We start from the raw sequence: 16,479 nt of genomic DNA, 5'->3' as shown, positions 1-16,479 counted from the left end.
GCGGGTCCGGCGGCGGGGGCGGGGGCGGGGGCACGGGCGGGTCCGGCGGATGGACCACCGGGGGCAGCGGGGGATCGGGTTTGGGCGGCGGACAGGGCGGCGGGGGTGGACAGGGTGGTGGGGGCGGCGGCGGTTCGCACGGGGGCGCCGGCACGTGCGGCGGATGCGGGAGGTGCGGCGGGTGGCCGTCGTGCGGCGGCGGGTCCGGCGGGTGGTGCTGGTCGTGGGACGGGTGGCCGTCCTGCGGCGGGTGGTGGCCGTCCGGGTCGTGACCGGACGGGTGGTGGTCGCCTTGGTCGTGACCGTCCGGGTCGTGACCGGACGGGTGGTGGTCGTCCGGGTCGTGACCGGACGGGTGGTCGTCCTGGTGCTCCGCGGGGTGCGGGGCGGGAGGCGCCTGCGGGCCGTGCGGAGCACCGGCCGGGTGGGCCGGGTGCGCGGGTGCGGAATGCTCCGACGGGTGCGGTGTCTGCGGCAGTTGGGGGGCCTGGGAGGCCTGCGGAGAGTGAGCGGCGTTGTCCATCGGCTGATTCTCCAGCCGCCCTGAGAGCCCCCCGGCGTCGATCACCCGGATCCGCGGCCGAAACCGCCTCAGGGGTGAAGCTGCGGGCCCAGGGTGACGAACGGGAACCCGAGGCTGCGACACCCGTACGTCCCCGGGCGGCCGTTCCACCGGGGTGGACACCGCACCGGGCGGGCGTCGCAGCGGGCGGCCTCGTGCCCGCGGCCGGTCGCATGGCATACTCCCGAAACATGACGACCAGCCACGCGACGAGGGCCCTGCGGGCAGCGGTGTTCACCGCGCTCGCCGTGCCGCTGTCCGCGTCCGGCCAGGTCGTCGTCACCGGCCGCCCACTGCCGCCGGCCCTGGTGGCCGGCGCGACCGTGGTGGTCTTCCTGGTCGCCGCCGCACTGGCCGGCGCCGAACGGCGGCTGCTGCACATCTCGGCGGTGCTGGTCCCCGTCGAGCTGCTGCTGAACACCACCTTCAACCTCGGCCAGACGACCTGCGCGCCGGCCTTCGGCGCCGGCCACGGCCCGGTCCACGGGATGAACCTGCTGGTCTGCGGCGGCGGTTCGATGGACAGCTCGTTCCTCCCCGGCCCGGTCGCGCCCGCGGCGGCCCAGGTGTTCCTGCTGCTGGTCCACCTGCTGGTCGCGGTCGTCGCGGCCCTGTGGCTCCGGCTGGGCGACTCCGCGCTGAGTGGTCTGGCCGGCGCGCTGCGCGCCCTGGGCGAGTCGCTCGGCGGCCCGCTCCGGCGGCTGCTGCTGCTCGCGCCGGTGCCGGCGAGCCCGGTCCGGCTGGTCCCGCCGCCGGTCGCGGACCGCCCGCGCCCGCGCCGCACGGACGTCCTGTGCGGCCCGGCCCCCCGACGCGGCCCGCCGGTCCTCGCGCTCGCCGCCTGAGACCGTCCCGCCGTTCCTCCACGGCTCCCCGGGCCGTGCCCGGACGACGGTGCCCCGGCGGCGCGCCCACCCCGGCCGTCCAGAGCATCCACCGCCCGGCCCCGCGCCGCCCGCCCGCACCCGCCCTCCGGCGGGCTGCCCCGGGCCGCGGCCGCCCGCGCCGGCGCAGCATCCGTCCAGGAGTTGACCCCGATGTCCAAGAACCCGACCCGACCCGCCGTCCCGAACCCCGCCGTCCCGAACCCCGCCGACGCGCGGAGCAGCGCGCCCGGCACCCCGGGCGGCGCCCGGCCGCTCCCGCCGCAGAACCCGCACCGCGCCTCCCTGCCGACCGCACGCGAGCGCATCCAGGAGGCCCACCGCCTGGAGGCCCGGTCCGCCCGGACCCGCCGGCGGATCGTGGTGGGCGCCGCGATCGTCGCGGTGCTGGCCCTGGCGGGCGGCACCGCACTGGCCATCAGCACCGCGGGCGGCGGCGCCGAGGACGCCCCGGCCGCCGCCGGTGCCCGGGCCGGGACGGCCGGCTCGGCCGGCCCGCTGGTGGTGCCCGCCAACACCTCCGGCCCGGACGGCACCGTGATCACCTACGGGAAGCCGGACGCCGCGCACACCCTCCAGGTGTTCGAGGACTTCCGCTGCCCCGTCTGCAAGACCTTCGAGAAGGCGCACGGCAAGGCCGTCCAGCAGCTCGCGGACGACGGCACCTACAAGATCGAGTACCACCTGGCGGCCTTCCTGGACGTCAACCTCGGCGGCCGGGGCTCGCGGACGGCGCTGGCCGCCGCCGGCGCCGCGGCCAACGAGGGCGTGGACAAGTTCAAGCAGTTCCACGACGTGCTCTACGCCAACCAGCCGGAGGAGCGCGTGGACGGCTTCGGGGACGTCAACCGGATCCTGGCGCTGGCCGAGCAGGTCCCCGGGCTGAAGACCGAGGCCTTCACCAAGGCGGTCACCGAGGGCACCTACGCGCCGTGGGCGGCCAAGGTGGCCGAGGCGTTCAACTCCAGCGGGGTGACGGGCACGCCGACCGTCAAGCTGGACGGCAAGCCGGTGAAGCTGGCCGACGACAGCGGCCGGCCCCTGACGGCCGACCAGCTCACCACCCAGCTGAAGCAGGCCGCCGGCGCCCGGTGAGCGGGCGGGCGGCCGCCGCCCGCCCGCTGCCGCCTGCCGGCCACTGAGCAGCACCCCGAAGAACAGCACCGGCCCGGCCGCCGAGGCCGGGCCGGGCCCCGCCGTGCCCACCGGAGTTCCACACCCACCGGAGTCCGTCCCGATGACTGTCCTGTCCGCGTACCCCGCCGGGTCCGCCCGCCCCGAGCACCCGGCCCCCGCCCGGGCCCTGGCCCCCGTGCCGGCCGGCCGGGCCCTCGCCCTGCTGCTGACCCTGGCCGGCCTCGTCGGCCTGATCGCCTCGGCCGTCCTGACCTTCGACAAGATCCGTCTGCTGTCGGACCCTTCGTACGTCCCCAGCTGCAACATCAACCCGGTCATCAGCTGCGGTTCGGTGATGCGCACCGCACAGGCCGAGGTCTTCGGGTTCCCCAACCCGCTGCTCGGCATCGCCGCCTTCGCGGTGGTCCTCGCCGTCGGCGCGGGGTCGCTGGCCGGGGCGGCGTTCCGGCGCTGGTTCTGGCTCGGGCTGCAGCTGGGCGCCGTCCTCGGCCTGGCCTTCACCCACTGGCTGATCGTCCAGGCGCTCTACCGGATCGGCGCGCTCTGCCCGTACTGCATGGTGGTCTGGGCCGTCACGATCGCCCTGTTCTGGTACCTCACGCTGCACACCCTGCGGCGGGGTGTCGTCCCCGTCCCCGCGCGCCTGCGCCCGGTCGTCCGGGAGGCCGTCCGCTACCACTGGGTGGTGCCCGCCCTCTGGTACGCGGTGATCGCGCTGCTGGTGCTCAACCGGTTCTGGTCCTACTGGCGGACCCTGCTCTGATCCGCCCCGGCGGCCGGCCGCGGACCTCACCCGCCGTCCCGGCCGGCCCGCCGCGCCCGGCCGGTTGCCTGGCGCGCGGCGGCCCGGAGGGCGACCATGGAAGCCGGGCAGGCGTCCGGCCGGGTCACGCGGTGCCGCGACCGCCGCCCGGGCGGCCCACCGGACAGGTCGTGCCGTCCGCTCCCTCTCGATCGGTGGCCGCCTTGAGAATCTTCGCCAGAGGCCCGAAACCGGCGGACCGGCCCGCGAAGCGCTGGGACCCGGCACTCACGATTCCCGGCTGCTGGGGCGCCCTCGTCCTCTCCTGTCTGTCCTTCACGCCGTCGCTGCTGCCCCGCGGCGGCATCGTCCAGGGCCTGGTCTGGGGCATCGGCGCGGCCATCGGCTACGGCCTCGGCGTCCTCCTCGCGTACGTCTGGCGGGCCTTCGCCGACCGCGAGGCCCGGCAGCCCCGGCCCTGGACCCGGCGTTCCCTGCTGATCGGTGCGGCCGTCCTGCTCCCGGTCTTCTTCGGGCTCGGCCAGTACTGGCAGTACCTGATCCGCGGGCTGATGGGCGTGAGCGACTACAACGTCTGGTACGTGCTGCTCTCCCCCCTGGTCGCGGCGGTGGTCTTCGGGCTCCTGCTGCTGGCGGCCCGCGGCGTCCGCGCGCTGTACCGCTGGACGGCGGGGCGGCTGAGCCGCCGCTTCGGGCGGCGGGCGGCCCACACCGTCGGCTGGCTGCTGACCGCCGGCCTGGCCTACCTGGTGATCAGCGGGCTGCTGCTGAACGGCTTCGTCGGCGTCGCCAACGAGATCTTCTCCGTCCGGGACGACGCGACGCCCGAGGGCGCGCAGCAGCCGGCGACCGCCCTGCGCTCGGGCGGCCCGGGCTCGGTCGTGCCCTGGGACTCCCTGGGCCGGCAAGGGCGCGGTTTCGTGGGCACCGGCCCGTCCGAGGCCGACATCACCGCGTTCACCCACCAGCCGGCCCAGGAGCCGATCCGGTCCTACGCCGGGCTCGGGTCGGCCGACGACACGGAGGCGCGGGCCGCGCTCGCCGTCCAGGACCTCGAACGCGCGGGCGGGTTCCGACGGGCGAACCTCCTGGTGGTGACCACCACCGGGAGCGGCTGGGTGGACCCGGCCTCGGTCGACTCCTTCGAGTACCTGAGCGGCGGCGACACCGCCACCGTCGCCATGCAGTACTCCTACCTGCCGTCCTGGATCTCCTACCTGGTGGACCAGTCCAGGGCCAGGGCGGCCGGCCGGGACCTCTTCGACGCGGTCTACGAGGTCTGGTCGAAGCTGCCCCAGAGCACCCGGCCCCGGCTGTTCGTCGCCGGGGAGAGCCTCGGCTCGTTCGGTGCGGAGACGGCGTTCAGCGGGGAGGCCGACCTGCGCAACCGCACCGCGGGCACCCTGTTCGCCGGTCCGCCCAACTTCAACACGCTCTTCCGCGAGTTCAGCGACAACCGGGACCCGGGCAGCCCCGAGATCCAGCCGGTCTTCAAGGACGGCCGGACCGTCCGCTTCGGCAACGACCCGGCGGCCGGGATCCCGCCGGCCGACCGGCCGTGGGAGGGCACCAGGGTCCTCTACCTGATGCACCCCTCGGACCCGATCGTCTGGTGGAGTCCGCACCTGATCCTGGGCAGGCCCGACTGGATCAGCGAGCCGCACGGCCGGGACGTGCTCCAGGGCATGGTCTGGATCCCGTTCGTCACCTTCTGGCAGGTCACCGCGGACCTCCCGTTCTCCACCGGGGTGCCGGCCGGCCACGGCCACTCGTACCGGGCCGAGTACGTGGACGGCTGGAACACCGTCCTGCGGCCGTCCGGGTTCTCCGGCCAGGACCTGGACCGTCTCAGGGGCATCATCGCGAACGGCGGGTGACCGCCGGGCCGGGCGGCGGCGCGGGATTCACCCGGTCGGCCCAGGCCGCGAGGTGCGGCCGGGCCCCCCGGGAGCACAGTGGAACGCGAGAGCGGCCCCTCGGACGTGCTCGCAGGAGTCGCGAGGGGCCCTTCACCGGCCGCGCCCGTTCCGGGGGCGGCCGCCCAGGCAGGAGGCACCATGGACGACTATCCGCTGCTCAACATCTTCTGGACCATGATGTGGCTGTTCCTCTGGATCCTCTGGTTCTTCCTGCTCTTCCGGATCTTCGGTGACCTCTTCCGGGACGACTCGGTCGGCGGCTGGGGCAAGGCGGGCTGGGCGATCTTCGTGATCCTGCTGCCGTTCCTGGGCGTGCTGGTCTACCTGATCGCCCGCGGCAAGGGCATGGGCGAGCGCGAGATGCAGATGCGGGCGGACGCCGAACGGGACTTCCGCTCCTACGTCCAGAAGACCGCGGCCGAGGGCGGTGGCGGCCCCGCCCGGAGCCATGCGGACGAGCTGGCCAAGCTCGCCGAGCTGAAGAGCAGCGGCGCCATCAACGAGGCGGAGTACGAGAAGGCCAAGGCCAAGGTGCTCGCCTGATCCGGGCCTGTCCCGCGACCGCCGCCGCACCCCCGGGTGCGGCGGCGGTCGGCCGTCCAGGGGTGGGACGGCGGGGGCACAGTGGTGGGACGGCGGGGGCACAGTGGCGGCCGGCCGGAGGCGGGGCCCCGCGCGCCACGGCGGCGGCCGGCCTCAGCCGAAAACCTCGCGACGGAAGGCGTTCCGCAGGTCCGTGAGCGGCTGCAGCTCGCGGTTGAGGTGGATCTTGTTGGTGAGCAGGACGGCCCAGCGCCCCTGCCGGGGGGAGAGCCAGATGGCGGTGCCGGTGAAGCCGTAGTGGACGAAGGTCCCCGCCGAGGGGTCCGTCCCGGGGGCGCAGAGCCAGGAGAGCCCGCGGGCCGGTGCCAGCCCGCCGGTCTGCTCGCGCAGGGACTCGGCGACCCAGCCCGCCGCGGGGCCGGGGCCGAGCAGTGAGGTCAGGAAGAGCCCCAGGTCGTGGGCGGTGGAGAAGGCGCCGGCGCTGCCGCAGACGCCGCCCAGCAGCCGGGCGGACGGGTCGTGCACGACCCCCGCGAGGTAGTCCCCGGTGACCGGGTCGAACTCGGTGGGCGCGGTGCGGGCGCGGACGTCGGGGCCGAGCGGCCCGAAGGACGTGTCGGCCATGCCGAGCGGGCGCCAGACCTGCTCGGCCGCGAGCCGGGCCAGCGGGGCGCCGCCCAGGGCCTCGACCAGGTACCCGAGGATGATCGCGGCCCGGTCGGTGTACTCCACGGCCTGCCCGGGCGGGCGGTGCAGCGGCGCGGCCAGCACCCCGGCCCGGACGGCGGCCGGGTCGGTGCCGTAGAGCCGGGCGAAGTTGGTCCGCGGCGGCAGGCCGGCGGTGTGGGTCAGCAGCCGGCGCGCGGTGAGCCCGCCGACGGGGCGCCCGGCCACCTCGGGCCAGTAGCCGCCGAGCGGTTCGTCCAGCGGGAGCCGCCCGGCCGACCAGAGCGCGCCGGCGCAGGGCCAGAGGGCGACGATCTTGGTCAGGCTGGCCAGGTCGAACAGGGTGTCCCGGGCCATCCCCGGCCCGCCCGGGCGGCGCCCCAGCGGGCCGTGCCGCCCCTCCTGGCGCACACCGGCCGCGTCGCCCACCGCCCAGACCGCGCCGGTGCCGACCTCCCGGAGGCCGTCCGTCACCAGTGCCACCAGTGGCTCGCTGCTGCTGGTCATGCCCCCGCCTCCGTCGCCGTCGGCGGGGAGCCTACCCAGCGGGGCGGCCCGGCGACCGCGCCGGACGGGTCAGGACCTGGCTCCGGCGCGGCGGCGGGGCAGGGCGGCGGACGGCGTCCCGCGGGCCTCAGGGGCGCGGGGCGGCCGGGGGAAGCTCCTTGCCCATGCAGACGCTCTGCGGGTGCTCGCGGTAGAGGCCGAACTTCTGGATGTCGGCGTACCCCTCGGAGGTGTACAGGGCGATCGCCTCGGGCTGCAGGGTGCCGGTCTCCAGCACCACCCGGGTGTGACCGGCCTCCACGGCGGTCTCCTCCAGCCGGCGGAGCAGCGCCCGGGCCAGGCCCCGGCCGCGGGCGGCCGGTGCGACGAACATCCGCTTGAGTTCGGCGTCGCCGTCGCGCAGGCCGTGCGGGCCGGCCTTCTTCGCGCGCCAGCCGCCGGAGGCGACCGGCTCGCCGTCCAGGTAGGCGATCAGGAAGAGGCCGGCGGGCGGATCGAAGTGGTCCGGGTGCATCTCGGTGAGGTCGCCCTCGCCGTAGCGGCGGACGTACTCCTCCTGGACCTCCGCCGAAAGGCGCTGCGCGTCGGGGTGCCCGTAGCCGGTGACGCGGATCTCGACGACGCTCTGCGTGGTGCTCTCCATGGTCGTCCAGCCTACGTGGGACCGGCCCGGCGCCCGGGAGGCGGGTGGCCCGGCCGGCGCCCGGGAGGCGGGTGGCCCGGCCGGCGGGCGGGGGCGTCCGGGGCCCGGGCCGGACGCCCGCCCGGCGGGGCCGCCGGGTCAGCGCGCGGTGAAGCGGGCGACCAGGTCGTCCTTGCCGAACATCCGGGCGGTGTCGACGGCCGAGGGGGTACCGGCCCCGGGGTCGGCGCCGCCGTCCAGCAGGGCGGTGAGCACCTCGTCGGCGCCCTTGAAGACGGCGCCGGCCAGCGGCGTCTGGCCGCGGTCGTTGGCCCGGTCGGGGTCGGCGCCGCGCTCCAGCAGGGCCCGGACGGCGTCCGCGTGGCCGTGGTAGGCGGCCAGCATCAGCAGGGTGTCGCCGCGGTCGTTGGAGAGGTTGGCGGGGGCCCCGGCGTCGACGTACGCCGCGAGGGTGGCCGAGTCGCCGGCGCGGGCGGCGTCGAAGAGCCGGCCGGCCAGCTCGATCACGTCGGCCTCGGCGTCGGGGGCCTGCGGCGCGGCGGGGTCGGCGGGGCCGGTGGATTCGGCGGAGTCGGCCATGAGGGGACCTTTCGGGGGGACGACGTGACGTACGGCACCGTAGCGGCCGGGCGTACCGGTGATCCAGCAGTTGTCCGGTATGTGGAGCACACCGTGCGCGTCCACGCGACATGTCGACACGTCGACCTGTCGGTTACGCGTCCGTTCGGGCGAACTTCCACCCGCCGGCGGCACCCCGGGGGTGGCGGGCCGGGAATGGCTCGGGACGGCGGAACGGAGCCCTTGAGCAGTCCCGACCGCGCGGTTCGCATACACCCGTCAGCGAATTTCCCGAATCGAACCACCCATTTGCGCCGTTCCATCATCTATTACTTTTTGTCACGATTAGGGCACTTTCCGTGACACTGTCCCTGTCACCCCTCCCCGAGGAGCAGACGCGTGATCCTCTCCATTTCAGGCATCGTCCTGTTCGGCACCATCGCCTTTCTCTTCTTCCGCCGGGACGGTCTGAAGATCTCCCATGCCGTGGTCTGTGCCCTCCTCGGCTTCTACGTGGCGGGCTCGTCCATCGCACCGAGCATCACGGCAGGCGGCGCGAGCCTGGCCGGACTGCTCGGCGGCATCAAGTTCTGAGCCGCCACTCCCCCGCACAGGCCCGGGCGCGGATCCCACCGCCCCGGGCCTGCCCGTTCACCCGCCGGCCGGGCCGCCGGACCGCACCGGCCGGCACCGCGGCACAGCCCGATCCGACCCGCTCCGACCCAGCCCCGCCCGCCCCGTCCAGACCCGCCCCGTCCCGACCCGCCCCCACCGACCCGTCCCACTCGCCCGGGGAGTCCCAGGAATGTCCCTGAACCGCCACCTCAGCAAGGGCCGCACCCTCGCCCGCACGGCCGGCGACCACGCCGCAGACATGTTCGCGCCGATCACCCTCATCGGCCGTGGGCTCAGGCGCCACGCCGAGTGGGCGAAGGGCCGCTGGCAGGCCACCCCGAAGGACCGGCGGGGGCCGACGCTCTTCCTCTGCGCGGCGATGGTGCTCGGCATCTTCCTGCTGCCGCACGGGCCGCTGTTCACCCTGGTCGGCCTGATGGCCAGCGCCGCCTGGGTCGGCCGGGCGCCCAAGGCGCCGCCCGCGCCGCCCGAGCCCGACGTCGCCGAGGTCAAGCTGACCGCGCTGTACGCGGCCCTGACCCCGTACCTGGCCTCGCCCGACGACCTGAGCCCGCTCTACGGGAACGAGAACGGGTTCCGGACGGCCTTCGGCTCCTGGGAGTTCGACGGCGACGGCCGGCTGACCGAGCTGGAGCTCGCCTACCCGGCGTACTTCACCGACACCGAGCCGGCCGCCCGGGCCCGGATCGAACAGGTCGTCCAGGGCAAGGCGGGCCGGGCCCGCGAGTACCGCTTCGACTGGGACGAGGAGTCCAACCGGCTGCGGGTGAGCGCGCTCGCCCCGCTGGCCACCGACATCGCCGCCCAGCGCTTCGTGACCGCGCCGGGCGAGATCGTGCTCGGCTTCACCGACGAGGCGGGCAGCCGGCGGATGATCCCGGTGACCCAGGCCGGGGTGAGCGCCCAGCAGCCGCCGGTGATCTGGCGCACCGGGCCGCGCTCCTCCGAACCGCACCTGCTGGCGCTCGGCGCGACGGGCCACGGCACCTCCACCCTGATCCGCTCGATCGCCCTGCAGGCCCTGCCCTTCGCCGACCTGGTGCTGATCGACGGCGCCGGCACCGGCGAGCACGCCTGCCTGGTGAACCGGCCCGGCGTGCACACCGTGGAGACCAGCCTGCACGGCACGCTGGCCGCGCTGGAGTGGGCGGCCCAGGAGACCGCCCGCCGGCTGACCGCGCTGAACGCCGCCCGGCACGCCGGCACCACCCCGCCGGAGGACGTCACCCGGCCGCTGTGGCTGCTGCTCGACCACCCGACCGAGCTGAGCGAACTGGCGCACGCCGAGGGCCGCCCCGACCCGCAGGACCTGCTGGAGACGCCCCTGCGGCACGGCCGCGCGGCCCGGGTCACCGTGGTGATCGCCGACGACATCGAGGCCCGCGACCGGATCACCCCCACGCTGCGCGCCACCACCCGGGCCCGGGTGGTGCTGGGCCCCACCACCCCCGAGGAGGGGCACGCCGCGCTCGGCGCCCCGCTGGACATCGTGCCCGCCGCGCACGCCCCCGCCGGGCGCGGCTACGCCCGGATCGGCACCGCCGCCCCCGTCCGGCTGCAGGTCCCGGCGACCGTGGACCCGCTGGACGACGAGGCGCCCGCCCAGCTGCGCGACGCGGTGATCGCACTGCTGCCGCACCGGGACACCCGGACCGAGGCGGCGGCCCCGGCCGCAGCTCCGGTCGCGCCCCCGGCCGAGCCGGTGCGGCGGGCCGGCGAGCAGCCGGCCGGTGGACTGGACGACCTGACGGGGGACGTCCTCGCCGAGCGTCCGGTCGAGCTGGGCAAGGAGCACACGCCCGTCCGGCCGCGCCCGGTCTGGTGAGCCCGGCGCGGCGGTCCGGCGCGGCCGGGACCCCGGGACGGGCGCCGGGCCGGACGGCGGCGCGGGCCGCCGCCGGGCCCGGCCACGCCGGGAAAGTCACGAACCGCTACGCTCATGGTTGAAACCCGAACTGATCACCAGTTGTGAAATTAGTGACACCTAGGGTGATATCACCGGCCAGATGTGACAAATCGGGCGCTGATGGGTACAAACAGGGGCGGCACGCCAAACGACGCATGTCCCCGGACGGGAATCTTCGTCGACAGCCGGGCGTTGACCGAACTGACGAAGAACAGCGACCAACTAGTCCTGTGGGCCATAAGCCCGGGAGGCACGATTCATGAGCGAGCGAGCTCTTCGCGGCACGCGACTCGGGGCCACTAGCTACGAGACCGACCGCGGTATCGATCTGGCTCCGCGCCAGACTGTCGAGTATGCATGTCAGAACGGACACCGATTCGAGGTTCCCTTCTCCGTCGAAGCGGAGATTCCCTCGGCCTGGGAATGCCGTTTCTGCGGCCAGGAAGCAGTACTTCTCGACGGCGACGAGCCGGAGGAGAAGAAGACCAAGCCCACGCGTACCCATTGGGACATGTTGATGGAGCGCCGGACGCGCGAGGAGTTGGAGGAGGTGCTGGCCGAACGGCTGGCCGTGCTCCGCTCCGGTGGGATGAATCTCGCGGTGCACCCGCGGGACACCCGCAAGAGCGCCTGACCTCGCTCCCGCCCCGTGCGGGAGGCAGTCGAAAAGGGACCCTGAATTGTTCAGGGTCCCTTTCGTGTGTCCGGATCCGGTCGTCCGCCCGGAGCCTGTCCGTCCACCCGGAGCCTGTCCGTCGGCGTCCGCCCGCAGCCTGTCCGTCGGTGCTTCCCTCCCCCGTCCGCTCCCCCGGCATGCCCGTGGGGGCGGCCCGTCGGTGTGACGACGGGCCGCCCCCACGGGCAACGGTGGTACCGGCAACGGTGGTACCGGGTCAGGTGAGTTCCGCCGGTCGGACGGCCGGGCCCGGTGTCCCGGCGGCTCAGCCGGCGATCGGCGGGCGGTAGCCGGTCTCCGGGCCCTGCGGACCACGCGGACCCTGGGCCGGATCGACCACCTCGCCCTGGACGATCTTGCCGTCCGGGCGGTGGATCCGCAGCTGCTCCTGGAGCCGGACGGCGTCCGCGAACGGATCGGTGCCCGCCACCGGGGAGCGGCGCAGCGCGGCGCCGGCCGCCCTGCGCCCGGCCGCCCGCCAGAGCGCCCGGGTGGGCGGCAGCAGCAGGGTCACCGCCAGCAGGTCGGAGAGGAAGCCCGGGACGATCAGCAGCAGCCCGGCCAGCACGGTCAGGCTGGTACCGGTCTGGGCCTGCTGGGGCTTGGGGTCACGGCTCTGCTCCAAGGCCGCCGAGAGCGCCTTCAGGCCGGCCCGCTTGATCAGCCAGCCGCCGAGCAGGACGCCGGCCAGCAGCAGCAGGACGACGGCGAAGCCGCCGATCGCGGAGCCGACCTGGACCAGCAGCCAGATCTCCAGGACCAGCCAGGCGGTGATCAGCAGCGGCAGCACCCGCCGGAGTCTGCCCCGGGGGGCCGGGCGGGCGGGGGTGGCTTGCTGGGTCACGGTAGGGATCCACTCCATCGCGGTGCTCTCCGCGCCGCCCGGCGGAGTCCGGGGCGGTTACGGCACCACCGGGTTCAACGCGTCGTCCCCGGCGGGTGTTCCGTCGCCGGGCCGTCCGGCGCGGCGACGGCGCAGTCCGGCGCCGGCCGCGGCGCCGCAGGCCAGCAGTCCGGCGACGGCGAGCGTCCACTCGGGGACGGCGCCGAGCCGGTCGGCCACCGTCCGCCCGTCGCGCAGCGGCACGGTCGCGGCGATCTCGGCGGCGGTCAGCTCGTCGGTGCGGGTGACCACCGAGCCGTCCGGGGCGATCACGCCGCTGATGCCGCTGGTGGCGGCGATCAGCACGGCCCGGCCGTGCTCGACGGCACGCAGGCGGGACATCGCCAGCTGCTGGTCGGGTTGGCCGCTGAGGGCGTAGGTGGCGTTGTTGGTCTGCACGACCAGCACCCGCGCGCCCTGGTTGACGGTGTCGCGGACGATCTCGTCGTAGGCGACCTCGAAGCAGATCACGTCGCCGATCCGGGCCGGGCCGAGCTGCATCACGCCGGTGGAGGTGCCGGGCCAGAAGTCGCGGGCGACCCGGTCCAGCCGGGTGATGATCTTCGAGAGCTCCGCGCGGAACGGCACGTACTCGCCGAACGGCACCGGGTGCTGCTTGGTGTACGAGGCGCCGGGGCCGGTCTTCGGGTCCCAGACGATGCCCTCGTTCTGGACGTGCTGCGCGTCCGGCCCGTCGACCAGGGTGCCGATCAGGGTGGGGACGCCGACGGCCTTCACGGCCTGGTCGATCCGCCGGTAGGCCAGCGGGTCGCTGAACGGGTCCAGGTCGGAGGCGTTCTCCGGCCAGATCACCACGTCGGGGCGCTCCCGGCGGCCGGCCGCGATGTCCGCGGCCAGCTTCTCGGTGGCCTCCGCGTGGTTGTTGAGCACCTGCATCGGGCGGCCGAGGAAGTCCATCCCGGGGTTGGGCACGTTGCCCTGGATGATGGCGACCTTCAGGGTGTCGTCGGCCGCGGTCGGCACCGGCACGGCGTACCCGGCCAGGACGGCGGCGACGGCTCCCAGCGCGGCCAGCGCGGCGGCCCGGGGGGACCGGAGCGGCCCGCGCAGGCGCAGCGCCGCCCAGGCCAGCAGGGCGCCGCAGAGGGCGACCGCGAAGGTCACCAGCGGGGCGCCGCCGAGTGCGGCGAGCGGGGTGAAGGGCGTCGCGGTGTTGGCGAAGGCCAGCCGGCCCCAGGGGAACCCGCCGAGCGGGAGCCGGTCGCGGGCCCATTCCTGGGTGACCCAGAGGCAGGCCGTCCAGAGCGGCCAGCCGGGGAGGCGGGAGGTGACGGCGAGGCCGGCGCCGAGCGCGGCGACGAACAGCGCCTCGACGACCGACAGGCCGATCATGGCGTCCGTCCCGATCACCGTCAGCCACTTGAGCAGCAGCACGAAGAACGGCAGGCCGAAGGCGAAGCCGGTCCAGGCGCCCTGCCGGGCGGTCCGGCCCCGGGTCAGCAGCGAGAGCCCGGCCACCGCCACGATCGAGAGCGGCCACAGGTCGTACGGGGGGAAGGCCGCGCCGAGCAGCAGGCCGAGCAGGACGGCCAGGCCCGTCCGGGGCAGGCCGGCGCGGACCTTGGCGAGGGCACGGGCGCCCCGGCCGGCCGCGGGTGCCGAGGCGGGCTCCTCGGGCGCGGGCCCGGATGCCGACCGCTCCTGCGTGACGGGCAGTGCCACCTGCGCACCATCTCTCTGGTCGTACGTGTTCACGCGTCCTTCGCCGTCCGTCGACCGGACGCCGTGCGAAGACGGTACCCCGGATCCGGAGGTGTACGGATAACGGGGTGGCCGCGCCCCGGGCCGCCGGTGTCCGGCCCCGGGGCGCGGCGGTGCGCCGCGACTCAGGCCTGGTGGACGGTCCGGCCCCGGACGACGGTGCGCCGGCAGACCGGCAGCGGCGCGCCGGGGGTCAGGTCGGGCAGGCCGGGGGTGCCGGACCGGGGGTCGGTGGACCAGCCCGCGACCCGGGAGTCGGGGGTCTGCACGACCAGCTCGCCGGCGGACCACACCGCGTAGCTGGCGACCGCGCCGGGCACCAGCACGCCGTCCTGGTCGCGGCCCAGCGCGCGCCAGCCGCCACGGGTGTGGGCGGTGAACGCGGCCCGGACCGAGATCCGGTGCTCCGGCGTGCGGTGGAAGGCGGCGGCGCGCACGGTGCCCCAGGGGTCGAGGGCCGTGACCGGGGCGTCCGAACCGAAGGCCAGCGGGACGCCGGCCCGCAGCAGCGCGGCGAAGGGGTTCAGCCCGGCCGCCCGCTCGGCGCCGAGCCGCTGGGCGTACATGCCCTCGGGACCGCCCCAGGCGGCGTCGAAGGCGGGCTGGACGGAGGCGACCAGGCCCAGCTCGACGAAGGCGGCGACCGCCTTGTCGTCCAGCGCCTCGGCGTGCTCGACCCGGTGGCGCAGCGCCTTCACCCGGGCCGGGCCGACCCGGTCGGCGGCGGCCCGGACACCGTCCAGCACGGCGGTCAGCGCGGCGTCGCCGATGGCGTGGAAGCCCGCCTGCAGGCCGGCCTCGGTGCAGGCGGCGACGTGGTCGGCGACCTGCTCGGCGGTCAGGTAGGCGGTGCCGGTGTGCGGCACGTCCTGGTAGGGCGTGTGCAGGCAGGCGGTGTGCGAGCCGAGCGCGCCGTCCACGAAGAGGTCGCCGCCGGCGCCGACGGCGCCCAGCCGGCGGGCCGCCTCCACGCCGCCCAGCTCGCCCCAGTAGCCGAAGACCTCGGGGGTGTCCCCCTCGGCGGCGAGCGCGAGCAGGTCGGTGAGGTCCTGCTCGGAGGAGATGTCGGGGCCCGCGCACTCGTGCAGCGAGCCGATGCCGAGCGCGGCGGCCCGGGCCAGGGTGGCGCGCTGGGCGGCCCGGCGCTGCTCCGGGGTCAGGTGGGCGAGGGCGGCCCGGCGCACCGCGTGGTGGGCCTCCCGGGTCAGCGGACCGTCCGCGCTGTGGCCCGGCAGGGCCTCCAGGCCGGGGGTGAGCGCGCGCAGCGCCGTCGAGGCGAGCGCGGAGTGGACGTCGGTCCGGGAGAGGTAGAGGGCGGCGCCGCCGGCAGCCTCGTCCAGCTCGGCCTGGGTGGGCGGACGGCCCTCGGCCCAGCGGGTCTCGTCCCAGCCGTGGCCGATCAGCACGCCCGCCGTCCCGCCCCCCTGGCGGGCGGCGGCGGAGGCGAAGCCGGCGATCCGCTCCAGCGCCTCCCCCAGCGAGGGGCAGCCGGTCAGGTCCAGGCCGGTGAGGGCCAGGCCGGCCGAGGTGGCGTGCACGTGGGCGTCCACGAAGGCGGGGGTGACCAGCGCACCGTCCAGCTCGACGATCTCGTCCGCGACGTCCGCGTAGGCCTCGGCGGCACCGTCGCTGCCGACCCAGGCGACGTGCTCGCCCTCGACGAGCATCGCGGTGGCGAACCGGTCGGCGGGGCTGTAGACGGATCCGCCGCGCAGCAGCACGGTCCGGGAGGTGCGTTCGGTCATGGGCCCAAGTCTGCACCCGCACCGTCCGGGCGGACGCCCCGGGGGGCGCGTCTCAGAGCTTCGGGGGGCGCGCTTCGTACGGGGTGGAGAGGACGACGGTGGTCCGGGTCGAGACGCCCGCCGCGCTGCGGATCCGGGCGAGCAGGTCCTCCAGGTCGCCGGGAGCGCCCACGCGCACCTTGAGGATGTAGTTCTCGTCGCCCGCCACGCTGTGGCAGGCCTCGATCTCGGGCAGCCCGGCCAGGCGGTCCGGCGTGTCGTCCGGGGCGCTCGGGTCGAACGGTTTGACCGAGATGAACGCGGTCAGCGCGAGGTCGACGGCGTCGGGGTCGATGATCGCGGTGTACCCGCGGATCACCCCGCGCTGCTCCAGGCGACGCACCCGTTGGTGCACCGCCGAGGTGGACAGGCCGGTGGCCTTGCCCAGGTCCGTGTAGCTCATCCGGCCGTCCTCAAGGAGCAGCTGAACGATGCGCTGGTCGAGATCCTCCACAAGGCGCAAACCTACTGCCCCGCGGACCCTCCCGCCGACACGGCCGCCGAATCCACCCCGCCGGCGTCCACGGACACCCACCCGCGCCCCCTCCCCCGGGGCCCTGCCCGACCACGAGTCACCACCGCCCGCGCGGGCCGCACCAGCACGTTCTGACCCCCCACCCCACCTCCACCCCCCACCTCCCAGGCTGCGAGCCGAAGGAGCGCGCCGGTGCCGAAAGGGTGGGCCCCTCC

At 75.5% G+C, this 16,479-nt stretch carries 15 protein-coding genes; 8 read left to right on the top strand and 7 right to left on the bottom strand.

Annotated features, from left to right (window positions below; translation table 11 throughout):
• Positions 1-753 precede the first annotated feature (753 nt).
• The 5 genes from IE329_RS09670 to IE329_RS09650 all read left to right on the top strand — a co-directional run bounded on the left by IE329_RS09670 (position 754) and on the right by IE329_RS09650 (position 5,808).
• The gene (locus IE329_RS09670; RefSeq protein ID WP_190210427.1) at positions 754-1,407 is read left to right on the top strand and encodes a hypothetical protein; all 654 of its coding nucleotides are present in this window, start codon (positions 754-756) and stop codon (positions 1,405-1,407) included.
• 192 nt (positions 1,408-1,599) lie between these two features.
• Complete coding sequence (locus tag IE329_RS09665) at positions 1,600-2,541, top strand: DsbA family protein (protein ID WP_190210426.1); 942 nt, start codon at positions 1,600-1,602, stop codon at positions 2,539-2,541.
• Between the two features lie 142 nt (positions 2,542-2,683).
• Positions 2,684-3,346: a vitamin K epoxide reductase family protein gene (locus IE329_RS09660; RefSeq protein ID WP_190210425.1), complete on the top strand. Its 663-nt coding sequence runs from the start codon at positions 2,684-2,686 to the stop codon at positions 3,344-3,346.
• A 203-nt stretch (positions 3,347-3,549) separates the two neighbouring features.
• Positions 3,550-5,223, top strand: a complete 1,674-nt coding sequence (locus IE329_RS09655; protein WP_229927294.1) for an alpha/beta hydrolase — start codon at positions 3,550-3,552, stop codon at positions 5,221-5,223.
• A gap of 180 nt (positions 5,224-5,403) precedes the next feature.
• Positions 5,404-5,808: an SHOCT domain-containing protein gene (locus IE329_RS09650; protein ID WP_190210423.1), complete on the top strand. Its 405-nt coding sequence runs from the start codon at positions 5,404-5,406 to the stop codon at positions 5,806-5,808.
• A 153-nt stretch (positions 5,809-5,961) separates the two neighbouring features.
• On the opposite strand, the gene IE329_RS09645 is transcribed toward IE329_RS09650, so the two are convergent.
• From IE329_RS09645 to IE329_RS09635, 3 genes are all read right to left on the bottom strand, one after another.
• Positions 5,962-6,981: a serine hydrolase domain-containing protein gene (locus tag IE329_RS09645; RefSeq protein WP_190210422.1), complete on the bottom strand. Its 1,020-nt coding sequence runs from the start codon at positions 6,979-6,981 to the stop codon at positions 5,962-5,964.
• Between the two features lie 127 nt (positions 6,982-7,108).
• Entirely contained in the window at positions 7,109-7,624 is a 516-nt protein-coding gene (locus tag IE329_RS09640) for a GNAT family N-acetyltransferase (protein WP_190210421.1), read from the bottom strand.
• 138 nt (positions 7,625-7,762) lie between these two features.
• The gene (locus IE329_RS09635) at positions 7,763-8,203 is read right to left on the bottom strand and encodes an ankyrin repeat domain-containing protein (protein ID WP_190210420.1); all 441 of its coding nucleotides are present in this window, start codon (positions 8,201-8,203) and stop codon (positions 7,763-7,765) included.
• A 378-nt stretch (positions 8,204-8,581) separates the two neighbouring features.
• On the opposite strand from IE329_RS09635, the gene IE329_RS09630 reads away from it, so the two are divergent.
• The 3 genes from IE329_RS09630 to IE329_RS09620 all read left to right on the top strand — a co-directional run bounded on the left by IE329_RS09630 (position 8,582) and on the right by IE329_RS09620 (position 11,358).
• A complete protein-coding gene (locus IE329_RS09630) occupies positions 8,582-8,776 on the top strand; it encodes a hypothetical protein (protein ID WP_073921277.1) in 195 nt (64 codons plus the stop codon).
• 211 nt (positions 8,777-8,987) lie between these two features.
• Positions 8,988-10,643, top strand: coding sequence for a hypothetical protein (locus IE329_RS09625; protein ID WP_229927293.1), 1,656 nt, complete (start codon positions 8,988-8,990; stop codon positions 10,641-10,643).
• A 340-nt stretch (positions 10,644-10,983) separates the two neighbouring features.
• Positions 10,984-11,358, top strand: a complete 375-nt coding sequence (locus IE329_RS09620) for an RNA polymerase-binding protein RbpA (RefSeq protein ID WP_030396357.1) — start codon at positions 10,984-10,986, stop codon at positions 11,356-11,358.
• Positions 11,359-11,665: 307 nt separating this feature from the next.
• Here the strand turns inward: IE329_RS09620 and fxsA are convergent, their stop codons facing one another.
• From fxsA to IE329_RS09600, 4 genes are all read right to left on the bottom strand, one after another.
• Positions 11,666-12,244 carry an FxsA family membrane protein gene (gene fxsA, locus IE329_RS09615; protein WP_229927292.1) on the bottom strand — a complete coding sequence of 193 codons (579 nt, stop codon included), beginning with the start codon at positions 12,242-12,244 and terminating at the stop codon, positions 11,666-11,668.
• 57 nt (positions 12,245-12,301) lie between these two features.
• Complete coding sequence (gene lnt / locus IE329_RS09610; protein WP_190210418.1) at positions 12,302-13,966, bottom strand: apolipoprotein N-acyltransferase; 1,665 nt, start codon at positions 13,964-13,966, stop codon at positions 12,302-12,304.
• Positions 13,967-14,130: 164 nt separating this feature from the next.
• Positions 14,131-15,750 carry an amidohydrolase gene (locus IE329_RS09605; protein ID WP_190210417.1) on the bottom strand — a complete coding sequence of 540 codons (1,620 nt, stop codon included), beginning with the start codon at positions 15,748-15,750 and terminating at the stop codon, positions 14,131-14,133.
• A gap of 52 nt (positions 15,751-15,802) precedes the next feature.
• Complete coding sequence (locus tag IE329_RS09600) at positions 15,803-16,243, bottom strand: Lrp/AsnC family transcriptional regulator (protein WP_030058365.1); 441 nt, start codon at positions 16,241-16,243, stop codon at positions 15,803-15,805.
• Positions 16,244-16,479: the final 236 nt, after the last annotated feature.

The sequence above is a fragment of the Kitasatospora indigofera genome, from assembly GCF_014655955.1.
GTDB classification, from domain to species: Bacteria; Actinomycetota; Actinomycetes; order Streptomycetales; family Streptomycetaceae; genus Kitasatospora; species Kitasatospora indigofera.
Note: the sequence above shows the minus strand (reverse complement) of the source record. Positions and strands in the feature narration are given on the sequence as shown.

Coding starts and splice junctions, on each gene's coding strand:
- IE329_RS09640 (WP_190210421.1), bottom strand. CDS start 7,624: ATGGAGAGCACCACGCAGAGCGTCGTCGAGATCCGCGTCACCGGCTAC.
- IE329_RS09620 (WP_030396357.1), top strand. CDS start 10,984: ATGAGCGAGCGAGCTCTTCGCGGCACGCGACTCGGGGCCACTAGCTAC.
- IE329_RS09645 (WP_190210422.1), bottom strand. CDS start 6,981: ATGACCAGCAGCAGCGAGCCACTGGTGGCACTGGTGACGGACGGCCTC.
- IE329_RS09660 (WP_190210425.1), top strand. CDS start 2,684: ATGACTGTCCTGTCCGCGTACCCCGCCGGGTCCGCCCGCCCCGAGCAC.
- IE329_RS09605 (WP_190210417.1), bottom strand. CDS start 15,750: ATGACCGAACGCACCTCCCGGACCGTGCTGCTGCGCGGCGGATCCGTC.
- IE329_RS09665 (WP_190210426.1), top strand. CDS start 1,600: ATGTCCAAGAACCCGACCCGACCCGCCGTCCCGAACCCCGCCGTCCCG.
- IE329_RS09635 (WP_190210420.1), bottom strand. CDS start 8,203: ATGGCCGACTCCGCCGAATCCACCGGCCCCGCCGACCCCGCCGCGCCG.
- IE329_RS09625 (WP_229927293.1), top strand. CDS start 8,988: ATGTCCCTGAACCGCCACCTCAGCAAGGGCCGCACCCTCGCCCGCACG.
- IE329_RS09670 (WP_190210427.1), top strand. CDS start 754: ATGACGACCAGCCACGCGACGAGGGCCCTGCGGGCAGCGGTGTTCACC.
- IE329_RS09650 (WP_190210423.1), top strand. CDS start 5,404: ATGGACGACTATCCGCTGCTCAACATCTTCTGGACCATGATGTGGCTG.